The sequence below is a fragment of the Streptococcus oralis genome (genome assembly GCF_026782285.1).
Lineage (GTDB): Bacteria > Bacillota > Bacilli > Lactobacillales > Streptococcaceae > Streptococcus > Streptococcus oralis_CG.
The window spans coordinates 33,471-57,473 of record NZ_JAKUWG010000007.1; the positions used below are offsets into that span (position 1 = coordinate 33,471).

Here is a 24,003-nt window from a genome sequence, read left to right on the forward strand (position 1 = left end):
ATTTTTCCAAAATTCTGTAAATATGGTATAATTGAAAAAGTAATTACAGGAAGAATGATAGGAAGAAAATATGAAACAAACGATTATTCTTTTATACGGTGGACGGAGTGCAGAGCGTGAAGTCTCTGTCCTTTCAGCTGAAAGTGTGATGCGTGCGGTCAACTACGACCGTTTCACAGTCAAGACTTTCTTCATCAGCCAGTCAGGTGACTTTATCAAAACGCAGGAATTTAACCAGACACCAGGTCAAGAGGACCGTCTTATGACCAATGCGACTATTGACTGGGACAAGAAAATAGCGCCAAGTGCTATCTACGAAGAAGGTGCAGTGGTCTTTCCAGTTCTTCATGGTCCGATGGGTGAAGATGGCTCTGTCCAAGGATTCTTGGAAGTCTTGAAAATGCCTTACGTCGGCTGTAATATCTTGTCGTCAAGTCTTGCCATGGATAAAATCACGACCAAACGTGTCTTGGAGTCTGCTGGGATTGCTCAAGTTCCTTATGTGGCTATCGTCGAAGGTGATGATGTGACTGCTAAAATAGCTGAAGTTGAAGAAAAACTGACTTATCCAGTCTTCACGAAGCCGTCAAACATGGGTTCAAGTGTCGGTATTTCTAAGTCTGAAAACCAAGAGGAACTCCGTCAAGCCTTGGAGCTTGCCTTCCAATATGACAGTCGTGTCTTGGTAGAGCAAGGGGTGAATGCCCGTGAAATCGAGGTTGGTCTCTTGGGCAACTATGATGTCAAGAGTACGCTTCCTGGTGAAGTGGTCAAGGATGTTGCCTTTTATGACTACGATGCCAAGTATATTGACAACAAGATTACCATGGACATCCCAGCCAAGATTAGTGATGATGTGGTAGCTATCATGCGTCGAAATGCAGAAATAGCCTTCCGTGCGATCGGTGGTCTCGGTCTATCTCGTTGCGATTTCTTCTATACAGATAAGGGCGAGATTTTCCTAAACGAGCTCAATACTATGCCAGGTTTCACCCAGTGGTCTATGTATCCACTACTTTGGGACAATATGGGAATCAGCTACCCAGAACTAATCGAGCGTTTGGTTGACCTTGCCAAGGAAAGCTTTAACAAGCGCGAAGCGCATTTGCTATAAAATGAAAGAGGGGTAGAAGCCAGAACCATCACTGCAAGGTGAGTCGAGTTCGTGGACTTCAGCCCTTTTTAAAGGAGTAGAAATGAAATTAACAATCCATGAAGTCGCCCAAGCTGTTGGAGCTAAAAATGATGTGACAGTTTATCCAGATAGTCTGCTAGTTAAGGCAGAGTTTGACAGTCGTTTGATTGGGACAGGAGATTTGTTTGTGCCACTTAAAGGTGCGCGTGATGGTCATGACTTTATCGAAACAGCTTTTGAAAATGGAGCAGCAATAACCCTCTCTGAGAAGGAAGTAGAAGGTCATCCCTACATTCTAGTAGACGACGTGTTGTCTGCCTTTCAAACTCTCGCAGCCTACTATCTTGAAAAAATAGCGGTTGATGTCTTTGCAGTCACGGGTTCAAATGGAAAGACAACAACCAAGGATATGTTGGCGCATTTATTGTCAACAAGATACAAGACCTACAAAACACAAGGAAACTACAATAACGAGATTGGCCTTCCCTACACGGTTCTTCACATGCCTGAGGAAACAGAAAAGTTGGTCTTGGAGATGGGGCAGGATCACTTGGGAGATATCCATCTCTTATCTGAATTGGCTCATCCAAAGACAGGCATCGTGACCTTGGTTGGAGAAGCCCATTTGGCCTTTTTCAAGGACCGTTCTGAGATTGCCAAAGGAAAAATGCAGATTGCAGATGGCATGGCTTCAGGTTCTTTGCTTTTGGCACCAGCTGACTCGATTGTAGAGGACTACTTGCCAGCTGATAAAAAGGTGGTTCGTTTTGGCCAAGGAGCTGAGCTGGAAATTACAGACTTGGTTGAGCGCAAGGATAGTCTGACCTTTAAGGCTAATTTTTTGGAACAAGCCCTCGATTTGCCAGTGACAGGTAAGTACAATGCCACCAATGCTATGATTGCTGCTTATGTGGCTCTACAAGAAGGAGTTTCAGAGGAGCAAATTCGTCAGGCCTTTCAGAACCTAGAATTGACCCGCAATCGTACTGAGTGGAAGAAAGCAGTCAATGGAGCAGACATCCTGTCAGATGTTTACAATGCCAATCCAACTGCTATGAAGCTAATTTTAGAGACTTTCTCTGCTATTCCAGCTAATGAAGGTGGCAAGAAAATCGCTGTTCTAGCAGACATGAAGGAACTTGGTGACCAGTCTGTTCAACTCCATAATCAGATGATTTTGAGCCTTTCCCCAGATGTGCTTGATATGGTTATTTTCTATGGAGAAGACATTGCTGAATTGGCTCAACTGGCCAGTCAAATGTTTCCAATCGGCCACGTTTATTACTTCAAAAAAACAGCTGGCGAGGACCAATTTGAAGGCCTTGTCAAGCAGGTTAAGGCAAGCCTTGGTACGAACGACCAAATTCTGCTCAAAGGCTCTAACTCCATGAATCTAGCCAAGTTGGTAGAAAGTTTAGAAAATGAATGCAAGTGATTTTACCAAGTATCTGCAAAGAATGCTAGCCATTACGGATACTGGATTAACCTTCACAAAAGATCCTTTTGACTGTGAGCGATACGAGGACTTGCGTGCGATCTTATCTGATATTTTGAGAGAAACTACAGAACTAAAGCAAGAGGAAGTAACAGAGCTCCTGAGACCAACTTCCGCTTACGCAACTCCTCTGATGGACGTCCGTGCTTGGATTGTTGAGGATGAAAAAGTATGTCTAGTCAGAGGGCAAGGAGAGGAAAGTTGGGCTTTGCCAGGTGGCTTTGGTGAAGTCGGCTATTCTCCAACCGAAAATATTCTTAAGGAAATTGAAGAAGAAACCGGTTTTACAGCTAAAGTTGAAAGGTTACTTGCAGTTTTTGACACCAATCGTTTCCAACTACAGAGCAAACAATATGCAAAGTTTGTCTTTGAATGTAAGCTTCTTGACGGACGATTTCAAGAAAATCAAGAGATTGCGGACCTTCAATTTTTTGCCATTGACCAACTGCCAGCCTTGTCTGAAAAACGCATCACCAAGGAGCAGATGGAGATTCTTTGGCAAGTTTATCAGGGACAAAGAGAGCAATATATTGATTAGGTTATGCTAGAGAAGTCTGCAAATCAAAAAAGGTGTCTGTAAGGTGCATTTCTGCGATACAAATGATATAATAGGTTGCGAATTTAAGACGCAAGTGTTCTATGCATGTCATAGAATCAAGTTTTTTCAAAAAAAAAAATAAAAACTAGAGCAGTGAACTTTCTACTGCTCTGGCTAGATGAACGAGGAATAGAATATGAATTTGTGGGAACAATTATTTACCACACAGATATCAGAACCGCCCCAGTTTGAACTCCACTGGTATATTGGTTTGTTATGTTTACTGGCTCTTACTTTCTATGTTTCATATCGTTACCGTGACAAGGTGGCTTACCAGCGCTTCATTCAGTTCCTTCAGTCTCTTCAACTGATTGTTCTGTATAGCTGGTATTGGGGGAATCAAATGCCCTTATCGGAAAGTTTGCCCTTCTATCATTGCCGTATCGCCATGTTTGTTATGCTATTAATACCAGGGACTTCCAAGTACAAGCAATACTTTGCCCTTCTAGGAACCTTTGGAGCAACTGCAGCTCTGGCTTATCCACTCTTTGACCCTTATCCGTTTCCGCATGTGACTATCCTGTCCTTTATCATCGGGCACGTGGCACTTTTGGGGAATGCGCTCTTATACTTGTTTAAGAATTATGAAACTTCCCTGCTCAATTTGAAAAATGTGACAGTGATTACATTTTCTCTAAATGCCTTGATAGGAGTTGTCAACTTGGTTGTAGGTGGAGATTATGGATTTTTAAATAAACCACCACTAGTGGGAAATCACGGACTATTAGCGAATTACCTCATCGTGTCCAGTGTGTTGGTAGCAGCTATCAGCTTGACTGCAAAAGTACTAGAGGTCTTTTTGCAACAAAGAGCAGAAAAAATGATTCAAGAGAAAGCTTAAAAAGGCCTTCTCTTTTTTGATTAAATATGCAAAATATAGCTGTAAGGATATAAAAATAATGATTGCTCCTGAGAAAAATTGTTTAAAAAACTTTTACAAAAAACCTAGAGGAAATTTATGAAAAACTAAGCACGATTGGATTTTTTGTGTTATAATATTTTGTGAATAGCTGTGTCTCGTCACAGTTATTGAAAATAGAAGTGAGAAACTTGGAAGACAGAGAGGACGCAATGTAATGACTAGAGATGGTTTTTTTACAGGCTTAGATATCGGAACTAGCTCCATCAAAGTGCTGGTTGCCGAACATAGAGATGGTGAAGTAAATGTAATTGGCGTTAGCAATGCCAAGAGTAAAGGTGTCAAAGACGGGATTATCGTTGATATTGAGGCGGCTGCTTCAGCAATTAAATCCGCAATTTCCCAGGCAGAAGAGAAGGCAGGAATTTCAATCAAGTCTGTCAATGTTGGTTTACCAGCAAATCTCTTGCAGGTTGAACCAACTCAAGGAATGATTCCTGTAACATCAGATACAAAAGAAATTACAGATCAAGACGTAGAGAATGTTGTCAAATCAGCTTTGACTAAGAGCATGACGCCTGATCGTGAAGTGATTACTTTCATTCCAGAAGAATTTATCGTAGATGGCTTCCAAGGTATTCGTGACCCTCGTGGCATGATGGGGGTGCGTTTGGAAATGCGTGGTTTACTTTACACAGGACCTCGTACCATTCTTCATAACCTTCGTAAAACCGTGGAGCGCGTGGGAATCCATGTTGACAACGTCATCATCTCACCATTAGCGATTGTAAATTCAGTTCTCAATGAGGGAGAACGTGAGTTTGGCGCGACAGTGATTGATATGGGTGGTGGACAGACTACAGTTGCAACCATTCGCAATCAAGAATTGCAATTTACAAACATTTACCAAGAAGGTGGAGAATATGTCACTAAAGACATTTCCAAAGTCTTAAAAACTTCCCAAAAAATCGCAGAAAGTTTGAAACTCAACTATGGTGAAGCTTATGTTCCACTAGCAAGTAACGAGACTTTCCAAGTAGAAGTCATTGGTGAAGTAGAGCCCGTTGAAGTGACAGAAAGTTACTTGGCAGAAATTATTTCAGCACGTATCAAACATATTTTTGATCAAATTAAACAGGAGTTAGACAGAAGACACTTGTTAGATTTGCCAGGAGGTATCGTCCTTATCGGTGGAAATGCAATTTTACCAGGAGTTGTCGAATTGGCGCAAGAAGTGTTTGGTGTTCGAGTGAAACTCTATGTGCCAAATCAAGTGGGAATTCGCAACCCTGCTTTTGCACATGTAATCAGCTTGTCTGAGTTTGCAGGTAAATTGACAGAAGTGAATCTTCTGGCTCAAAAGGCAGTCAGAGGAGATGAATTCCTTCGCCAAAAACCAATTAATTTTGGTGTTTCAAATCAGAGTGTGACACCAATTATACAATCAACTCCAGTGCAACCAGCTACTGCAGCAACTGAAATCACACCTGACAGTGGCCTTGCTCCAAGAGACGAATTCCAAGCAAGTTCTCAAGATAAACCGAAATTAACAGACCGTTTCCGTAGCTTGATCGGAAGCATGTTTGATGAATAAAAGAGGAAAAGAAATTATGACATTTTCATTTGATACAGCAGCTGCTCAAGGTGCAGTTATTAAAGTAATTGGTGTCGGTGGAGGCGGTGGTAATGCTATTAACCGCATGATCGACGAAGGTGTTTCAGGCGTAGAATTCATTGCGGCGAACACGGATGTACAAGCCTTAAGCAGTACAAAAGCTGAAACAGTTATCCAACTCGGACCAAAGTTGACTCGTGGCTTGGGTGCTGGAGGTCGACCTGAGGTTGGTCGTAAGGCTGCTGAAGAAAGCGAAGAAGCATTGACAGCAGCGATTAGCGGTGCAGACATGGTCTTTATCACTGCTGGTATGGGTGGTGGATCTGGTACAGGAGCTGCCCCTGTTATTGCACGTATTGCTAAAGATTTAGGTGCCCTTACAGTTGGTGTTGTGACACGTCCTTTTGGCTTTGAAGGAAGCAAACGTGGTCAGTACGCTGTAGAAGGAATCAACGAACTTCGTGAACATGTAGATACCCTATTGATCATTTCAAACAACAACTTGCTTGAAATTGTTGATAAGAAAACGCCACTTCTTGAAGCTCTTAGTGAAGCAGATAACGTTCTTCGCCAAGGTGTTCAAGGGATCACTGACTTGATTACCAACCCTGGATTGATTAACCTTGACTTTGCTGACGTGAAAACTGTAATGGCAAACAAAGGAAATGCCCTTATGGGTATCGGTATCGGTAGTGGTGAAGAACGCGTTGTTGAAGCGGCTCGTAAAGCAATTTACTCTCCACTTCTTGAAACAACTATCGATGGTGCAGAGGATGTTATCGTTAACGTTACTGGTGGTCTTGATTTGACATTGATTGAAGCAGAAGAAGCTTCAGAAATCGTCAACCAAGCAGCAGGTCAAGGAGTGAATATCTGGCTTGGAACATCTATTGACGAAAGCATGAAAGATGAAATTCGTGTAACAGTTGTAGCGACTGGTGTTCGTCAAGAACGTGTAGAAAAAGTTGTTGGTTCTCCAGTAAAACAAGCGGCTCGTCGTGAAGCCTCAAGACAACCGCACCCTCAAAATTTTGATCGTCATTTTGACCTAGAAGATACAGCAGAATTACCAAAACAAAGCCAACGACGCTTTGAAACAAGTCAATCTTCTGCTTTTGGTGATTGGGACTTGCGTCGTGAATCAATCGTTCGTCAAACTGATTCAGTCGTATCACCTGTAGAACGTTTCGAAGCACCGACTTATCAGGACGAAGATGAGTTGGACACACCTCCATTCTTCAAGAATCGTTAATCAATGGATTTGAAAAAAAATACAGAGTTCGTTTTTCAGCAGGTCGCTGAAGCTAGCCGAGAAGCCAATCGTGATCCAGCTTCTGTTTCAATTATTGCAGTGACGAAATATGTGGACGTAAAAACAGCGGAAGCCCTGCTTCCCCTGGGTGTTCATCATATTGGTGAAAATCGTGTTGATAAATTTTTAGAAAAATATCAGACGTTAAAAGAATTCCCTGTCACTTGGCATTTGATTGGAACGCTACAAAGACGGAAGGTCAAAGAAGTAATCCCTTTTGTGGATTACTTTCATGCTTTAGATTCCTTAAAATTGGCGCAGGAGATTCAAAAGAGAACAGATCATGTTATCAAGTGTTTCCTACAGGTCAATATTTCAGGAGAAGAAAGCAAGCACGGTTTTTCAAAAAAAGAATTACTAGAACTTTTGCCAGACTTGGCTCAGCTAGATCAGATTGAGTATGTTGGTTTGATGACCATGGCTCCTTTTGAGGCAGATTCTGATGAATTGAAACAAATTTTCAAGAAAACTCAGGAACTGCAAGCAGAAATTAGAGAAAAACAAATTCCTAATATGCCGATGACAGAGTTGAGCATGGGGATGAGTCGTGACTATAAGGAAGCGATTCAATTTGGTTCGACCTTTGTTCGAATCGGCACAGCATTTTTTAAATAGGAGAGATCTATGTCTTTAAAAGATAGATTTGATAAATTTATAGATTATTTTACAGAAGATGGGGAAGAAACAACTGCGACTTATCAACCTCAGGATGAACAGATGATTGCTTCATCGAGTTCAGCTTCTAAAGAACTGCCAGCGCAGTTTCAATCAACTACTTCAAAAGATGCCAACATCACTCGCTTACATGCTCGCCAACAAGAATTGGCTATGCAAAGCCATCGTACAGATGAAAAAGTGACGATTGATGTTCGTTATCCTAGAAAATATGAGGATGCAACAGAGATTGTGGATTTATTGGCTGGAAATGAAAGTATCTTGATTGACTTCCAGTACATGACAGAGGTTCAGGCTCGTCGTTGTCTAGACTATCTGGACGGTGCCCGTCATGTTTTGGCAGGTAATCTGAAAAAAGTTGCGAGTACAATGTATTTGTTGACACCAGTCAATGTGGTTGTGAATATTGAAGATATCAAGTTGCCTGATGATTCTCAAAGTGCAGAATTTGGTTTTGATATTAAACGAAGTAGAGCGAAATAATGATTTTTCTAATTCGTCTGATCCAAAATGCAGTGAATATCTATTCCCTGCTTTTGTTAATCTATGCACTCCTCTCTTGGTTTCCAAATTCTTATGGTAGTTCACTAGAACGTTTACTGGAAAAGCTGATTAGACCGATTGTTGATCCACTTCGCCGTTTACCTTTACAATTTGGAGGTTTGGATTTATCCATTTGGCTGGCAATCTTAATCGTCCGTTTTTTGGGTGACAGCTTGATTCGTTTCTTGTTGATACTATGATGACAAATAAAGCAATTTACCAGCACTTTTCCCTTGATGATGCTCCCTTTATTGATAAGGGATTAGAGTGGATCAAGCGAGTGGAAGATACTTATGCTCCTGTTCTCACTGCTTTTGTCAACCCGCATCAGGAACAGATACTGAGGGTTTTGGCTGGGACCCATGGACTGGGCTGTGTGAGTAGCGGAGAATATATCCATACGGAATTTGTCCGTGTCCTTCTGTATCCGGACTATTTCAGTCCGACACTGTCAGATTTTGAAATGGCATTGCTAGAGATCCGTTATCCAAGTAGGTTTGAACAGCTAACACATGCAAAGATTTTGGGGACAATCATCAATCAACTAGGAATTGATCGTAAGCTCTTTGGTGATATCTTGGTAGATGAAAAGAGAGCACAGATTTTTGTCAATCGTGATTTTATCCCTCTATTTCAGGACGGGATACAAAAGATTGCCAGACTACCTGTGTCGCTGGAGGAATGTCCTTTCACCGATAAAATCATATCTGAGATCAATTATCAAGAACAAGAGATTTTGATTTCTAGTTTTCGTTTGGATGCCCTCTTATCAAGTGCCTTGAAATTATCCAGAAAGCAGGCTAGTCAACTCATAGAGAAAAAATCTGTTCAGGTAAACTACCACCCCGTTGAAAAATTAGATTATCTAGTAGCTGTAGGGGATTTGATTAGTGTGAGAAAGTTTGGTCGTCTGAAGATTGTCAAAGAAAATGGGCAAACTAAAAGGGATAAGATAAAACTGACTATCCAATTATTATTAAGTAAGTGAGGAAAAGTATGCCAATTACATCATTAGAAATTAAAGATAAAACCTTTTCTACGAAATTCAGAGGGTTTGATCCAGAAGAAGTAGATGAATTTCTTGATATTGTTGTTCGTGATTACGAGGACTTAGTTCGCAATAATCACGAAATGGAAAGACACATTAGAAGTTTAGAAGAGCGCTTATCTTACTTTGATGAGATGAAGGATTCGTTGAGCCAGTCTGTTTTGATTGCTCAAGATACGGCTGAACGTGTAAAGCAAGCTGCTCAAGAGCGCTCAAACAATATTATTCAACAGGCTGAGCAAGATGCCCAGCGTCTCCTTGAAGAGGCGAAATACAAGGCTAATGAAATCCTCCGTCAGGCAACAGATAATGCTAAGAAAGTAGCTGTTGAGACAGAAGAGTTGAAGAACAAGAGTCGTGTATTCCATCAACGCCTCAAGTCTACGATTGAGAGCCAGTTGGCAATTGTCGAATCTTCAGATTGGGAAGACATTCTTCGTCCGACTGCGACTTATCTCCAAACAAGTGATGAAGCCTTCAAGGAAGTCGTAGGTGAGGTCTTGGGAGAAGCTGTTCCTTCGCAACCAGAAGAAGAGCCGATTGATGTGACTCGCCAATTTTCACCTGAAGAAATGGCTGAGTTACAAGCCCGCATCGAAGCAGGTAACAAAGAATTAGCTGAGTTTGAAGCTCAGCAGGCTAACAGTCAAGCGGAAAGTCATGTGTTAGACATCAATACGGTTGTAGAAGAGATACAGTCTCATTCAGTTGAACCACAACATGAGGATTCAGAAATGATGACTGAGTATTTCTCAGTATCGCCATCAGCAACTGGAACTGCTTCTTCAACTACTAGACATGAAGCACAACAAGAATCCGTTACAATATTATAAGAAATAAATGTGAGAACAAGATCTAACCAACTATATTTCCAGCGAGTAGGAGATGGTGTGAGTCCTGCAATCCCTAGTGGTCAGATTATCCTCTCAAGTAATCCAGTCTGAAAGCAGTAAGATTGGACGTTGCCCACGTTACGGGACAAGAGGGGAAAAGACAAAGTCTTTTTCCGAACAAAGGTGGTACCACGATTTTCGTCCTTTTTAGCGATTCGTGGTTTTTAATTTGTCTATATAATAAAGGAGATATAATGAAACTCAAAGATACCCTAAATCTTGGAAAAACTGAATTTCCAATGCGTGCTGGACTTCCTACTAAAGAACCACTATGGCAAAAAGAGTGGGACGAAGCGAAACTTTACCAACGTCGTCAAGAATTGAACCAAGGAAAACCGCATTTCACCTTGCATGATGGACCTCCCTATGCCAACGGAAATATCCACGTTGGACACGCTATGAACAAGATTTCTAAAGATATTATTGTTCGTTCGAAGTCTATGTCAGGATTTTACGCACCTTATATTCCAGGTTGGGATACGCATGGTCTGCCAATCGAGCAAGTATTGGCAAAACAAGGTGTTAAACGCAAAGAAATGGACTTGGTTGAGTACTTGAAACTTTGCCGTGATTATGCTCTTTCTCAAGTAGATAAACAACGAGAAGACTTTAAACGTTTGGGTGTTTCTGGTGACTGGGAAAATCCTTATGTGACTTTGACTCCAGACTATGAAGCAGCTCAAATCCGTGTTTTCGGTGAAATGGCTAAGAAAGGCTATATCTATCGTGGTGCCAAGCCGGTTTACTGGTCATGGTCATCTGAGTCAGCCCTTGCTGAAGCAGAAATTGAGTACCATGACTTGCTTTCAACTTCCCTTTACTATGCTAACCGCGTCAAAGATGGCAAAGGTGTTCTAGATACAGATACTTATATCGTTGTCTGGACCACAACTCCATTTACTATCACAGCTTCTCGTGGTTTGACTGTTGGAGCGGATATTGACTACGTAGTCGTACAACCTGCTGGTGAGACTCGTAAGTTTGTGGTTGCTTCAGAATTGTTGACTAGTTTGTCTGAAAAATTTGGCTGGGCTGATGTTCAGGTCTTGGCAACCTACCGTGGTCAAGAATTGAATCACATCGTAACAGTCCACCCATGGGATACGGCTGTAGATGAGTTGGTAATCCTTGGTGACCACGTTACGACTGACTCTGGTACTGGTATTGTCCATACAGCCCCTGGTTTTGGTGAGGACGACTACAATGTTGGTGTTGCCAACGGCCTTGAAGTTGCTGTAACAGTTAACGAACGCGGTATTATGATGGAAAATGCTGGCCCTGAATTTGCAGGTCAATTCTATGACAAGGTTGTGCCGACTGTTATCGAAAAACTGGGTGATTTACTCCTTGCTCAAGAAGAAATCTCTCACTCCTATCCATTTGACTGGCGTACCAAGAAACCAATCATCTGGCGTGCAGTGCCACAATGGTTTGCTTCTGTATCAAAATTCCGCCAAGAAATCTTGGATGAAATTGAAAAAGTGAAGTTCCACTCAGAATGGGGTAAAGTGCGTCTTTACAACATGATCCGTGACCGTGGTGACTGGGTCATCTCTCGTCAACGTGCTTGGGGAGTTCCCCTTCCTATCTTCTACGCTGAAGACGGAACACCAATCATGACAGCTGAAACCATTGAACATGTGGCCCAACTTTTTGAAGACCACGGCTCACTTATCTGGTGGGAACGTGATGCTAAAGACCTCTTGCCAGAAGGATTTACCCATCCAGGTTCACCAAATGGGGAATTCAAGAAAGAAACAGATATCATGGACGTTTGGTTTGACTCAGGTTCATCATGGAACGGAGTTGTGGTAAACCGTCCAGAACTCAAATATCCAGCAGACCTCTACCTTGAAGGTTCTGACCAATACCGTGGTTGGTTCAACTCATCACTTATCACATCAGTTGCCAACCATGGCGTAGCGCCTTACAAACAAATCTTGTCGCAAGGTTTTGCCCTTGACGGTAAAGGTGAGAAGATGTCTAAATCTCTTGGAAATACCATTGCTCCAAGCGATGTTGAAAAACAATTTGGCGCGGAAATCCTACGTCTCTGGGTGACAAGTGTAGATTCAAGCAACGACGTTCGTATCTCTATGGACATCTTGAGCCAAGTTTCTGAAACCTACCGTAAGATCCGTAACACTCTTCGTTTCTTGATCGCCAATACATCTGACTTTAACCCAACTGTGGATGCTGTAGCTTATGAAGAACTTCGTTCCGTTGATAAGTATATGACTATTCGCTTTAACCAGCTTGTGAAAACGATTCGTGATGCTTATGCAAACTTTGAATTCTTGACAATTTACAAGGCCTTGGTGAACTTTATCAACGTTGATTTGTCAGCCTTCTACCTTGATTTTGCCAAAGACGTTGTCTACATCGAAGGTGCCAAATCACTTGAGCGCCGTCAAATGCAGACTGTCTTTTATGACATTCTTGTCAAAATCACGAAACTCTTGACACCAATCCTTCCTCACACTGCGGAAGAAATCTGGTCCTATCTTGAGTTTGAAGCAGAAGACTTTGTTCAATTGTCAGAATTACCAGAAGCGGAAACTTTTATGAACCAAGAAGAAATCTTGGATACATGGGCTGCCTTCATGGACTTCCGTGGACAAGCTCAAAAAGCCTTAGAAGAAGCTCGTAATGCAAAAGTAATCGGTAAATCACTCGAAGCACATTTGACGGTCTATCCAAATGAAGTGGTGAAAACTTTGCTCGAAGCAGTAAACAGCAATGTAGCCCAACTTTTGATCGTGTCAGAATTAACCATCGCAGAAGGTGCAGCTCCAGAGAGTGCAGTTAGCTTTGAGGATGTTGCCTTTACAGTTGAACGTGCTGCAGGTGAAGTATGTGACCGTTGCCGTCGTATCGATCCAACTACTGCTGAACGCAGTTACCATGCAGTTATCTGTGACCACTGTGCAAGCATCGTAGAAGAAAACTTTGCGGACGCGGTCGCAGAAGGATTTGAAACGAAATAATCAGAAAGAGACTGAGAAAGGTCGCTAAAATCATAAAAACGCATACTATCAAAGGTTTCAAGTACCTTGATAGTATGCGTTTTATCATGGGAAAATTTACTAGCCTTTTTCCTCAAATGAGATTTTTCCTAGCCTGTCCGTGTAGATAATTAACATAATCAACTATTCAGTTTTCTCATAATTTTATATTTCTACTAATTATAAAGAGACTATAGAACTTAAAATTATTTTTTGAAAATCAATATTTATTATAAAATTTTATAAGATTGTTTAATTTTTATATAAATTATGATAGAATAATACCTATAAAAATTTTAAGGAGATTATTATGAAAACAAATACACTTGCTCGTGTTAACGCTATTTTTGGTCTTATTTAAGGAATTGTATTGCTTTTAGCGCCAGTCATCATGTTTATGATGGCTGTTGGTGCTGCTGCGGCAACTGAAGACGCAGATGTAACACTTGGAACATTGACAGGAATTTCAATTATTTTGTTATTGGTTAAAATTGCTGTTTTGGTATTGGGAATTGTTGCTATTGTTTATTATAAAGATGATGAACGTGTTACGAATGCACCTTCTGTTTTGCTCATTGTAGGTGGTGCGGTCGGTTTGATTCCACTTTTGGGATGGGTAGGTGGAATTCTAACCATTATTGGTGGTTCACTCTACTTTGGAACATTGAAAAAATTTGTAATTGAAGAGTAGTAGTTTTTTAATTATTTAGGAGAGACTGCTTCATTTTCTGTTGAGAACAATTATGATAATATAATAAAGAGAAGGCTGAGAAGCTCTTCTCTTTTTCGTTGATTTTCACTAGCTTTTTTGTGAAAAATTGTGTAAAATGGAATAGATAAACGAGGACAACCTCGAAAAATAAAAGGAGAATCCATCTAATGGTAAAATTGGTTTTTGCTCGCCACGGTGAGTCTGAATGGAACAAAGCTAACCTTTTCACTGGTTGGGCTGATGTTGATTTGTCTGAAAAAGGAACACAACAAGCGATTGACGCTGGTAAATTGATCAAAGAAGCTGGTATCGAATTTGACCAAGCTTACACTTCAGTATTGAAACGTGCGATCAAAACAACAAACTTGGCTCTTGAAGCTGCTGACCAATTGTGGGTTCCAGTTGAAAAATCATGGCGCTTGAACGAACGTCACTACGGTGGTTTGACTGGTAAAAACAAGGCTGAAGCTGCTGAACAATTTGGTGATGAGCAAGTTCACATCTGGCGTCGTTCATACGATGTATTGCCTCCAAACATGGACCGTGATGATGAGCATTCAGCTCACACTGACCGTCGTTACGCTTCACTTGACGACTCAGTTATCCCAGATGCTGAAAACTTGAAAGTAACTTTGGAACGTGCCCTTCCATTCTGGGAAGACAAAATCGCTCCAGCACTTAAGGATGGTAAAAACGTATTCGTAGGAGCTCACGGTAACTCAATCCGTGCCCTTGTAAAACACATCAAACGCTTGTCAGACGACGAAATCATGGACGTGGAAATCCCTAACTTCCCACCATTGGTATTCGAATTTGACGAAAAATTGAACGTAGTTTCTGAATACTACCTTGGAAAATAACCTATAAACAGAAAGCCTAGGATTCCTAGGCTTTTTTGTTATGTGACTATTAGTCCGTCTCGCTCCGTAAGGTGCGAGACAAATAAACCACCCGCTATGCGGGTGCGCGTTGAAGGTTATACCAAAAAAACTCCAAACGCGATACAATAAAGGTGTTCAAGCCAATTGTAAAGCGAAAGGAGAAAAATATGGCACAAAAGGCTCATAGTTTATCACACACAAAGTGGATGTGTAAGTATCACATTGTGTTCACCCCTAAGTATAGACGAAAAGTGATCTATAATCAATATCGAAGTAGTTTAGGCGAAATATTTCATCGTTTGTGCAGTTATAAAGGAGTTGAAATTATCGAGGGTCACTTGATGCCAGATCATGTACATATGTTAGTAAGTATTCCACTGAGGATAAGTGTTTCAAGTTTCATGGGGTATTTAAAAGGCAAAAGTGCACTCATGATGTTTGATAAACACGCTAATCTCAAGTACAAGTTTGGAAATCGGCATTTCTGGGCAGAAGGTTACTACGTGAGTACAGTAGGACTTAATGAAACCACAATTAAGAAATATATTCAAGAACGAGTAAAACATGATATAGCACTAGATAAATTGAGTGTAAAAGAATATGAGGATACCTTTAGGGATAGTGGTAAGTAATACTAAAGCCTCTTTAAGAGGCAAGTGAAGAGTCAAGAGCAATGAGGCTTGAACAACGTGAAAGCCAGCGTCTTTAGGCGCTGGCTGGTAATTTGGGCTTATAGCCCTGGTGCAAACCACCCGTTAGACGGGTGGTTATGATTTTTGCTTCTAGTTTCCAACTAGTTGAAAAAGCGTTATAATGATAGTAAAGAGTGACTTAATTGTAAGAAAGAGAGAAGGACGATGGCTTATATTGAAATGAAACACAGCTACAAGCGTTACCAGGTTGGGGATACGGAGATTGTGGCTAATCGTGATGTGAATTTTGAAATTGAAAAGGGGGAGCTGGTTATCATACTTGGTGCTTCAGGTGCTGGAAAATCAACCGTTCTCAATCTTTTAGGAGGTATGGATACCAATGATGAGGGGGAGATTTGGATTGATGGTGCCAATATTGCCAACTATAGTTCGCACCAACGAACAAACTATCGTCGTGAAGATGTGGGCTTTGTTTTTCAGTTTTACAATCTAGTCTCCAATCTGACAGCCAAGGAAAATGTGGAACTGGCTTCAGAAATCGTGACAGATGCCTTGGATCCAGAGCAAGTGCTCAAAGACGTAGGGCTAGGTCATCGCCTCAATAACTTTCCAGCCCAGCTTTCTGGAGGGGAGCAACAGCGAGTCTCCATTGCACGCGCTGTAGCCAAAAATCCTAAAATTCTCCTCTGTGATGAACCGACAGGTGCCTTGGATTACCAGACGGGGAAGCAAGTCTTGAAGATTCTCCAAGACATGTCTCGTCAAAAAGGAGCGACGGTGATTATCGTGACCCACAATGGCGCGCTAGCCCCTATTGCAGATCGGGTGATTCACATGCGCGATGCCACGGTTAAGAGCATGACAATCAATGAGCATCCGCAGGATATCGAAACATTGGAGTATTAGCATGAAAAAAACATACCGAAAAGACTTGCTCCAGTCAGTGACGACTTCAAAAGGACGCTTTACTTCTATCCTGACCTTGATGATGCTGGGTTCTTTAGCTCTAGTAGGGCTCAAAGTGACTAGTCCAAATATGGAACGTACGGCAGGGGATTATCTCCGTAAAGCCAATACCCTGGATCTGGCCGTGATTGCTGATTATGGCTTGGACAAAGAAGACCAAGACGAACTAAAGACACTTCAAAGAGCAAGTGTTGAGTTTGGCTATATGGCAGACCTAACCGTTGAAAATAGTGAAGAAGCGGTTCGACTTTATTCCAAACCAGAGAGCATTTCAACCTTCCAACTGACAGAAGGGCGACTGCCAGAGGCTGATGAGGAAATTGCCTTGGCTGATTTCTGGAAAGACCGCTATCAGATTGGGCAGACCATTACCTTTACTAAGAAAGAAGAAAAGTCCGTCCTAAAATCCCAAACTTTCACAATTACTGGATTTGTTCAGTCGGGTGAAATTCTTTCTAAGGAAGATTTAGGAAGTGCTAGTAGTGGAAATGGAAGCTTGGCTGGCTATGGAGTGATTTTACCCAGTCAGTTTGACTCAGATGTCTATAGTATCGCGCGTGTGCGCTATGACGATTTAAAAAATCTGGATGCTTTTTCATCAGACTATAAGACCAAACGAGATCAACATCAGGAAGAGTTGCAAGACTTGCTGGAAGATAATGGTCAAAAAAGATTGGCAAGTATCAAAGCAAATGGGCAAAAGAGCTTGGAAGATGGGAAAGAACAGCTCCAAACTGCTGAAAGCAACCTTGAAAATGGCAAGAGTCAGTTAGAGCAGGCCGAAAGTCGCTTGAAAACGCAAGAAGAACAAGCGACCGCTTTACCAGAACCGCAAAAGAGTCAAATCGAGGGACAGCTGACAAAAGCTAAGGAAGAACTGGCGACAAAAAAAGAAAAACTGGCTCAGACAGAGAGTGATCTAACTAAGGAAAAAGAGAAGCTTGAACAGCGTCAGAAAGAGCTTGATGAACTGGCAGAGCCGAAATACCACGTATACAATCGCCAAACCATGCCAGGTGGTCAAGGCTACCTCATGTACAGCAATGCATCGTCAAGCATTCGTTCAGTCGGGAATATCTTCCCCGTTGTGCTTTATATGGTCGCTGCAATGGTGACCTTTACAACGATGACTCGCTTTGTGGATGAAGAGCGTACCAATGCTGGTATTTTCAAGGCTCTAGGTTACCGGAATCAAGATATTATTGCCAAGTTTGTCCTCTATGGTTTTCTTGCAGGAACTGTGGGAACCGTTTTAGGAACGCTTCTAGGACATCATCTTCTTGCAGGAGTGATTTCAGATGTTATAACTGCTGGGATGGTCGTTGGGAAAAGTCAGGAGTATTTCTACTGGTCTTATAGCCTCCTTGCCCTAGCCTTGAGTTGGGTATCCAGTGTCTTGCCAGCTTATCTGGTGGCGAGAAGGGAGTTGCACGATGAAGCAGCCCAACTCTTACTTCCAAAACCTCCCGTTAAGGGATCAAAGATTTTGCTGGAACGCCTGAGCTTTATTTGGAGTCGTCTGAGTTTTACTCATAAGGTTACTGCGCGAAATATTTTCCGTTATAAGCAACGAATGTTGATGACCATTTTTGGAGTTGCAGGTTCAGTTGCTCTCTTATTTGCAGGTCTGGGCATTCAGTCTTCTGTGGGAGGGGTTGTGGAGCGCCAATTTGAACAAATTCAGCAATACCAAATGATTGTAGCGGAAAAGAGCAGTGCAACGGAGCAAGAAAAGGCCGATTTAGAAAGTGCCTTGCAAGTGGACCGTATCCATGCTTATCAAAAGATTTACTCAAAATCCATTGAAAAAGATTTCAAAGGAAAAGCGGGACTTCAAACGATCACCATGATGGTTACTAGTGGAGAAGACTTCAAGCCCTTTATCGAATTAGAGGAAAATGGGCGAGAGGTGCAGGTCACTGATGGAGCGGTCGTGAGTCAAAAATTAGCCCAACTAGCAGGTGTTACGATTGGAGACAAGCTGGAGCTTGATGGGAAGGAAATCAAGGTCGCGGCTATTTCTGAAAACTATGTTGGACACTTTGTTTATCTCAACAGAGCGACTTACGAACAAGTGTATGGCACTAGTCCACAAGACAATACCTACCTAGTAAAATTAAAAGAGCCAACACCTTCCAATACGGAGAAAGAAGCAGCTATCTTTATGGAAAAAGCAGCTGTTTCTGGGGTAATCCAAAATGCAACGGCTATCCATCTCTTTGAATCCGTGGCTAGTTCGCTCAATAAAACTATGGCAATCCTTGTCCTTGTTTCCGTTTTACTAGCTATTGTCATTCTCTACAATCTCACTAACATCAATGTGGCAGAACGTATTCGTGAACTTTCCACTATCAAGGTTCTCGGTTTCCACAATAAAGAAGTGACCCTCTATATCTACCGCGAGACTATGGTGCTATCCCTTGTGGGGATTGTTCTCGGTTTGGTAGCTGGCCACTATTTACATCAATTTTTGATTCAAATGATTTCACCAGCCACCATACTCTTTTATCCTCAGGTCAGCTGGGAAGTCTATGCTCTTCCAATCGTCGCAGTGACTGTGATTTTGACTTTACTAGGTCTCTTTGTCAATCACCACTTGAGAAAAGTAGATATGCTCGAGGCCCTGAAATCAGTAGAGTAATTCACGGTTTTAAATAGTAAATCAGTTGACAAAGTCCCTGCTTCTTGGTAGAATAAGAACTGTCGTAAAGACAAATAACTTCTTCTTGGTTACAGGCATGCCAACCTGTCACTCGGATGAAGCCAAATAAAAAGGAGAAACATCATGGCAATCTCAAAAGAGAAAAAAAATGAAATCATCGCACAATATGCACGTCACGAAGGTGATACAGGTTCAGTAGAGGTTCAAGTTGCTGTCCTTACTTGGGAAATCAACCACCTTAACGAACACATCAAACAACACAAAAAAGACCACGCTACTTACCGTGGATTGATGAAGAAAATCGGTCGCCGTCGTAACTTGCTTGCATACTTGCGTAAAAACGACGTTAACCGTTACCGTGAGTTGATCAACTCTCTAGGACTTCGTCGTTAATCTTGCGTCTAAAACGTTTCTATACTTCGTTACCTTCGCCTCGATGTACCATCAGTACAATCTTCGGCTTGTCGCCTAGTCTATAAACGTTTTATCCAGCAAGAATAAAGCTCTCTGATTTCAGAGGGCTTTTTATGTTGTTACCATACCTCAATATACTCAAGTATAATCCTCGGTTACGGTTCCTAGCACTGTAAGTTAAAATAAACCAGATCATCTCCCTTCGGGGAGATTTTTTGTTTCACTAAAATTTTCGTACAATCTTCGGCTTGTCGCCTAGTTTATAAACGTTTTATCCAGCAAGAATAAAGCTCTCTGATTTCAGAGGGCTTTTTGTTTTTATCCGCTTGCTTAGGCCGTGTTCAATTGAGCATATCTTGATAATGAAGCTACTCTAAATTGGGTAGCTTTTTTACTTTTGTCACCCTACCTCGATATACTCAAGTATAATCTTCGGTTACGGTTCCTAGCACTGTAAGGTAAAATAAACCAGATCATCTCCCTTCGGGGAGATTTTTTATTTCACTAAAATTTTCGTACAATCTTCGGCTTGCCGCCTAGTCTATAAACGTTTTATCCAGCAAGAATCATGATGCTAAGGGCGCCAAAAATCCGTATGAAAATAGGGAAACGACACAGTGTTTGATGAACACAAGGAGTTTCATCTTTTTCACTAGGATGTTAGCCCAGGCTCAAATTAGCTCTCTGTCTTCGGAGGGCTTTTTCTATATATATTTCCATCCTTGTTCATCTAGTAGAAATATGGTATACTTTTCATGAGAATTTTCTAAATTTTTAAGATTCAATCAAAGGAGGCTTGCATGCTTTCCAAATTTTCTGGAAGCCGAAGGGACCTGCAATTTGTGTTACTTTTAGGTGTTTTGCTAGCTGCTTTAGGGATTTCGCTCTTTCTAGCAGTTTCTATGGGATCTGTTGCGATTGATCTAGGCGATACCTATCGGATTATTTTGAGCAGGTTGGGGTTTCCTCTTGAGATAGGAGAGGTTTCCAAGTCCACTCTTGCTATTGTATGGAACATGAGATTCCCCCGAGTATTGCTGGGTCTGATAGTAGGGGCTGGTCTTTCCATGTGTGGTAGCGTGATGCAGTCTACAGTGAACAATCCTATCGCTGAGCCCTATGTCTTAGGAATCTCTGCGGGGGCAACTCTAGGAGCAACCTTAAGCATCATTCTTGGTTTGAAAGTGATGATTAGCCTTGGAGCTTTTCTTGGAGCTATTTTGGCAACAATTGCTGTCCTCATCATTGCCTCTATGCAGGGCAGGATGACAACTTCTAGTCTGATCTTATCAGGAACGGTGGTCAATGCTCTCTTTCTGGCTTTTTCCAACTTTATTATCTCAGTTGGTGCTAATGCTGACAGTGTGATGACCATTAAGTTTTGGACCATGGGCTCGCTTGCCGGAACTAACTGGTCTGACTTAGTCCTGCCAACTATAGTAGTAGTAATGACCTTTCTATTTTTCTCTACTCAGTATCGTGTTTTCAATGCGATGATGATGGGAGATGAGGCTGCTTTAACTTTGGGAATTCCCTTATGCTTTTATTGGTATCTTTATGTGACCATGGTGGCTGTGCTGACAGCAGTCTTAGTGGCAACCTGTGGGATTATTGGATTTGTTGGTCTGATTACTCCTCACTTAGCTCGAGGGTTAGTAGGAACGAATTACAGGAGACTTTTTCCCGTTGCGACCTTACTGGGTGCCCTCTTTGTCGTCTGGGCAGATGTACTTTCTCGTGTCATCATTCCCAATGCTGAGATGCCAATTGGTATTTTCACAGCCTTAGTAGGTGCTCCCTTCTTTATTTACATTGTTGGAGGTAGGCGAAGGGAGGTGAGGACCTGATATGGACTTGATTTGTCAGGATGTCCACTTTGGACTGGGAGAGAAAAAAATTCTCAAAGGAGTTTCTCTTAAAGTTGAAGGGCATCAATTTCATACGATACTAGGACCAAATGGAAGTGGAAAAACCAGTCTGCTTAAACTCCTCTATCGTCAGGAAAAGGCGGACAAAGGCTTGATAAGCCTAGATGGAAAGCCGCTGGAGCATTGGTCACTCAAAGAAACAGCCAAGCAAATGGCAGTTGTCACCCAGTTTAATCAATTGCAGTTTGATTGTACAGTTGAGGAAATCGTCTTGCTGGGAAGAACTCCCCACCTCTCTTTTTTACAGAAGGAAAAGGAAAGGGATTATGCCCTTGTTCAAGATGCTCTCGTCAAGGTGGATATGCTCGAGAAGAAAGCTCGTCTCTATTCGTCCCTGTCAGGGGGAGAGAAACAGCGAGTCTTACTAGCCCGCGCCTTGGCGCAAGAGCCGACTCTCTTGCTCCTGGACGAACCAACCAATCACCTGGATATCAAGTATCAGCTAGACTTATTGGCCATTGTGAAGAATCTCAAGGTCAATGTTCTAGCTGTCCTGCATGATATTCAACTTGCTTGTCGCTATTCGGATTATCTCTACCTGATGAAAGAGGGGGAAATCCTTTACCAAGGGACTCCAAAGGAGACCATTACCCCTGAGTCATTGCAAACTGTATACGGAGTTCAAAGTCAGGTTACTTGGACCGAGGATCAGCAAGCTATGATTCACTATTTATAAGAATGAAAAGGAAAATAAGATGAAAAAAACACTAAGCATTTTACTCGTAACAGTAGCTACCCTAACCATGGCAGCTTGTGGTAATACTACTACAGAAAAAGCTACTACACAGTCTAGCACAGAAACAAGTCAAAAGGCCAGCACAGAGACGACTTATCCGTTAACGGTCAAGACCTATGATGCTAAGGGAAATGAAGTCGAACAAGTCTTTGACAAGGCACCTGAAAAAGTTATCACCAACAATCTTTCAACTACTGAAATCTTATTGGAGCTAGGCTTGAAGGATAAAATTGCTGGCATGCTCAACCCTGACAATGCTGTGACGGACAAATACAAGGACGCGATCGCGACGATTCCTCAAATCGGTGATAAAAAAACAGTCTCACAAGAGACAGTCCTTTCTTATGAACCAGATGCTGTGATGGGTCGAAACATGATGTTTTCTGAAAAATCGTTGGGGACAGTTAGCACTTGGAATGAAAACAAAATCCCAGTCTATACGCAAAAAGCCTCTCTTTCAACGAATCAGCAAGATTTGGGGAATATTGTAGAAGATGTCAAAAATCTTGGAATGATTTTCAATGTTCAGGACAAGGCCAATGAATACGCAGCCCAATTACAAGCTAAAATTGACGCTGTTAAGAAAGCAAACCTAACAAGCCAAGGTGAAAAGAAAAAGGCTTTGATTATGGTTGCTTATAATGATGAAACCTTTGGTGCCTACAAGTCTGCTTTGCAAGAAAGCTTGTTGAATCAACTTGGTTATACCAATGTTGCAACGGGAACCTCAGGCTTGACCTTGGAAAATCTCGTGTCAATGGATCCTGAGTTGATTATCTATGTAACCAGCGACCGTAATAAAAAATTGGATGCCAACGCAGTAGAGTTGATGAAGAAAAATGCTGTTTTGGAAAACGTTCCTGCAATTAAGAATCAAAAAATCATGACTATCTCTTACGATGAGTTGATGGACTATGGTCCAGCAGTGATTGATTCCCTTGAGAAAATCAATGACTTTATCAATAAATAATGAGTTTGATTGGGAAGGGATCCAAGTCAAGGTCAGCCTTCCTTCGACCTATGATCCCAACCAAACCTATCCAGCTATTCTCCTGAATGATGGAAACTTGGATTTTCTATCTTCCCTTTCAGAATCTGTGATTTTAGTGGGCTTGACCTCTAAACATCGCCTAGATGACTACACTCCCTGGAAGGCATCTGCTCTGAGAGAGGGGGCTCCAGATTTTGGTGGTCAGGCAAATGCCTATCATGGTCATTTATTTGGAGGTCTTTTAGATAAGTTGCAGTCGCTTTATCGTCTGGACAAAAATCGCCTTGCCTATGGAGGGTACTCACTAGGTGGTTTGGCGGCTGTATACAGTCTTTTCCATTTTGACAAGGTCTCCTGTGTCTTTTCTATCTGCGGTTCCTTTTGGTATCCTGATTTTACGACTTATTGCAAGGAAGAAAAGGTGAAAAATCTAGACTGTTTGCTGTATTTACAGAATGGTCAAACAGAAGGAGCCCATCATAGCAATCGTCTGGCTCAAGCGCCAGTTTATGCTGAGGAAATCCATACTTGTATTCGGAAACACTATCCGACTGGTCAATTTGTATTTGATCCTTATGGGCATCATGAGCAAGTTGCTGAGCGATTTCTAGCCTTTTCTAGCTGGTTAGCAAAGAAATGGGAGATTGAATAAAGTAAGAGAAGAGACAAGGCAAAAATTAAATTTGAGGAGAAAATCCAGTAAAACTTTCCATAATAAAACGCATAATATTGAACTCTTTGAATTTCTTATATTATGCGTTTTTATGATTTTAGAGTTTCTTTGAATGCAGAAAAATACATGTTCTATAATGAAAAGTGACCGGATTGTCATTAGAAAGGAGCAGACGAGACTTATTAAGAATATCATAGGATTGATGAAAT

The 24,003-nt window shown here is 41.6% G+C and carries 22 protein-coding genes; all 22 read left to right on the forward strand.

Translation table 11 applies throughout. From position 1 onward, the window contains the following. Window positions 1-70 precede the first annotated feature (70 nt). The 22 genes from MK403_RS05260 (at window position 71) to MK403_RS05365 (ending at window position 23,773) form a co-directional block, all read left to right on the forward strand. Window positions 71-1,114 (forward strand): D-alanine--D-alanine ligase, encoded by a 1,044-nt coding sequence (locus MK403_RS05260; RefSeq protein ID WP_268709180.1) that lies wholly within the window; start codon window positions 71-73, stop codon window positions 1,112-1,114. Window positions 1,115-1,196: 82 nt separating this feature from the next. Next, the gene (locus MK403_RS05265) at window positions 1,197-2,570 is read left to right on the forward strand and encodes a UDP-N-acetylmuramoyl-tripeptide--D-alanyl-D-alanine ligase (RefSeq protein WP_268709181.1); all 1,374 of its coding nucleotides are present in this window, start codon (window positions 1,197-1,199) and stop codon (window positions 2,568-2,570) included. Beyond that, on the forward strand, window positions 2,557-3,168 hold the full coding sequence (locus tag MK403_RS05270) for an NUDIX hydrolase N-terminal domain-containing protein (RefSeq protein WP_268709182.1): 612 nt from the start codon (window positions 2,557-2,559) through the stop codon (window positions 3,166-3,168). The genes MK403_RS05265 and MK403_RS05270 overlap by 14 nt, the downstream gene beginning before the upstream one ends. 196 nt (window positions 3,169-3,364) lie before the next feature. Further along, window positions 3,365-4,069 carry a YwaF family protein gene (locus tag MK403_RS05275; protein ID WP_125415356.1) on the forward strand — a complete coding sequence of 235 codons (705 nt, stop codon included), beginning with the start codon at window positions 3,365-3,367 and terminating at the stop codon, window positions 4,067-4,069. Window positions 4,070-4,304: 235 nt separating this feature from the next. Next, complete coding sequence (ftsA, locus tag MK403_RS05280) at window positions 4,305-5,681, forward strand: cell division protein FtsA (protein ID WP_000196334.1); 1,377 nt, start codon at window positions 4,305-4,307, stop codon at window positions 5,679-5,681. 16 nt (window positions 5,682-5,697) lie between these two features. Next, complete coding sequence (ftsZ, locus tag MK403_RS05285; protein ID WP_004243484.1) at window positions 5,698-6,954, forward strand: cell division protein FtsZ; 1,257 nt, start codon at window positions 5,698-5,700, stop codon at window positions 6,952-6,954. A 3-nt stretch (window positions 6,955-6,957) separates the two neighbouring features. Then, on the forward strand, window positions 6,958-7,629 hold the full coding sequence (locus tag MK403_RS05290) for a YggS family pyridoxal phosphate-dependent enzyme (RefSeq protein ID WP_000364415.1): 672 nt from the start codon (window positions 6,958-6,960) through the stop codon (window positions 7,627-7,629). A gap of 9 nt (window positions 7,630-7,638) precedes the next feature. Next, window positions 7,639-8,172, forward strand: a complete 534-nt coding sequence (locus tag MK403_RS05295) for a cell division protein SepF (protein ID WP_000053360.1) — start codon at window positions 7,639-7,641, stop codon at window positions 8,170-8,172. After that, the gene (locus MK403_RS05300) at window positions 8,172-8,432 is read left to right on the forward strand and encodes a YggT family protein (RefSeq protein WP_000576497.1); all 261 of its coding nucleotides are present in this window, start codon (window positions 8,172-8,174) and stop codon (window positions 8,430-8,432) included. Before MK403_RS05295 ends, MK403_RS05300 begins: the two co-directional genes overlap by 1 nt. Beyond that, window positions 8,429-9,220, forward strand: coding sequence for a YlmH family RNA-binding protein (locus tag MK403_RS05305; RefSeq protein ID WP_268709183.1), 792 nt, complete (start codon window positions 8,429-8,431; stop codon window positions 9,218-9,220). The genes MK403_RS05300 and MK403_RS05305 overlap by 4 nt, the downstream gene beginning before the upstream one ends. A gap of 8 nt (window positions 9,221-9,228) precedes the next feature. Then, complete coding sequence (locus MK403_RS05310) at window positions 9,229-10,113, forward strand: DivIVA domain-containing protein (protein ID WP_038805548.1); 885 nt, start codon at window positions 9,229-9,231, stop codon at window positions 10,111-10,113. A gap of 254 nt (window positions 10,114-10,367) precedes the next feature. Beyond that, entirely contained in the window at window positions 10,368-13,160 is a 2,793-nt protein-coding gene (gene ileS / locus MK403_RS05315) for an isoleucine--tRNA ligase (RefSeq protein WP_268709184.1), read from the forward strand. Window positions 13,161-13,569: 409 nt separating this feature from the next. Further along, the gene (locus MK403_RS05320; protein ID WP_268709545.1) at window positions 13,570-13,869 is read left to right on the forward strand and encodes a hypothetical protein; all 300 of its coding nucleotides are present in this window, start codon (window positions 13,570-13,572) and stop codon (window positions 13,867-13,869) included. 188 nt (window positions 13,870-14,057) lie between these two features. Continuing rightward, on the forward strand, window positions 14,058-14,750 hold the full coding sequence (locus tag MK403_RS05325) for a phosphoglycerate mutase (RefSeq protein ID WP_000240126.1): 693 nt from the start codon (window positions 14,058-14,060) through the stop codon (window positions 14,748-14,750). Between the two features lie 188 nt (window positions 14,751-14,938). After that, window positions 14,939-15,403: an IS200/IS605 family transposase gene (tnpA, locus tag MK403_RS05330; protein WP_268709185.1), complete on the forward strand. Its 465-nt coding sequence runs from the start codon at window positions 14,939-14,941 to the stop codon at window positions 15,401-15,403. A gap of 225 nt (window positions 15,404-15,628) precedes the next feature. After that, a complete protein-coding gene (locus tag MK403_RS05335) occupies window positions 15,629-16,330 on the forward strand; it encodes an ABC transporter ATP-binding protein (RefSeq protein ID WP_223326275.1) in 702 nt (233 codons plus the stop codon). Next, window positions 16,326-19,031 carry an FtsX-like permease family protein gene (locus MK403_RS05340; protein ID WP_268709546.1) on the forward strand — a complete coding sequence of 902 codons (2,706 nt, stop codon included), beginning with the start codon at window positions 16,326-16,328 and terminating at the stop codon, window positions 19,029-19,031. Before MK403_RS05335 ends, MK403_RS05340 begins: the two co-directional genes overlap by 5 nt. 144 nt (window positions 19,032-19,175) lie before the next feature. Beyond that, window positions 19,176-19,445, forward strand: coding sequence for a 30S ribosomal protein S15 (rpsO, locus tag MK403_RS05345; RefSeq protein WP_001018251.1), 270 nt, complete (start codon window positions 19,176-19,178; stop codon window positions 19,443-19,445). An 821-nt stretch (window positions 19,446-20,266) separates the two neighbouring features. After that, window positions 20,267-21,313: a FecCD family ABC transporter permease gene (locus MK403_RS05350; protein ID WP_268709186.1), complete on the forward strand. Its 1,047-nt coding sequence runs from the start codon at window positions 20,267-20,269 to the stop codon at window positions 21,311-21,313. Window position 21,314: 1 nt separating this feature from the next. Beyond that, a complete protein-coding gene (locus tag MK403_RS05355; protein WP_268709187.1) occupies window positions 21,315-22,070 on the forward strand; it encodes an ABC transporter ATP-binding protein in 756 nt (251 codons plus the stop codon). Between the two features lie 19 nt (window positions 22,071-22,089). Beyond that, window positions 22,090-23,100, forward strand: a complete 1,011-nt coding sequence (locus MK403_RS05360; RefSeq protein WP_268709188.1) for an ABC transporter substrate-binding protein — start codon at window positions 22,090-22,092, stop codon at window positions 23,098-23,100. Then, on the forward strand, window positions 23,081-23,773 hold the full coding sequence (locus MK403_RS05365; RefSeq protein WP_268709189.1) for an alpha/beta hydrolase-fold protein: 693 nt from the start codon (window positions 23,081-23,083) through the stop codon (window positions 23,771-23,773). Before MK403_RS05360 ends, MK403_RS05365 begins: the two co-directional genes overlap by 20 nt. The last annotated feature ends 230 nt before the right edge of the window (window positions 23,774-24,003 follow it).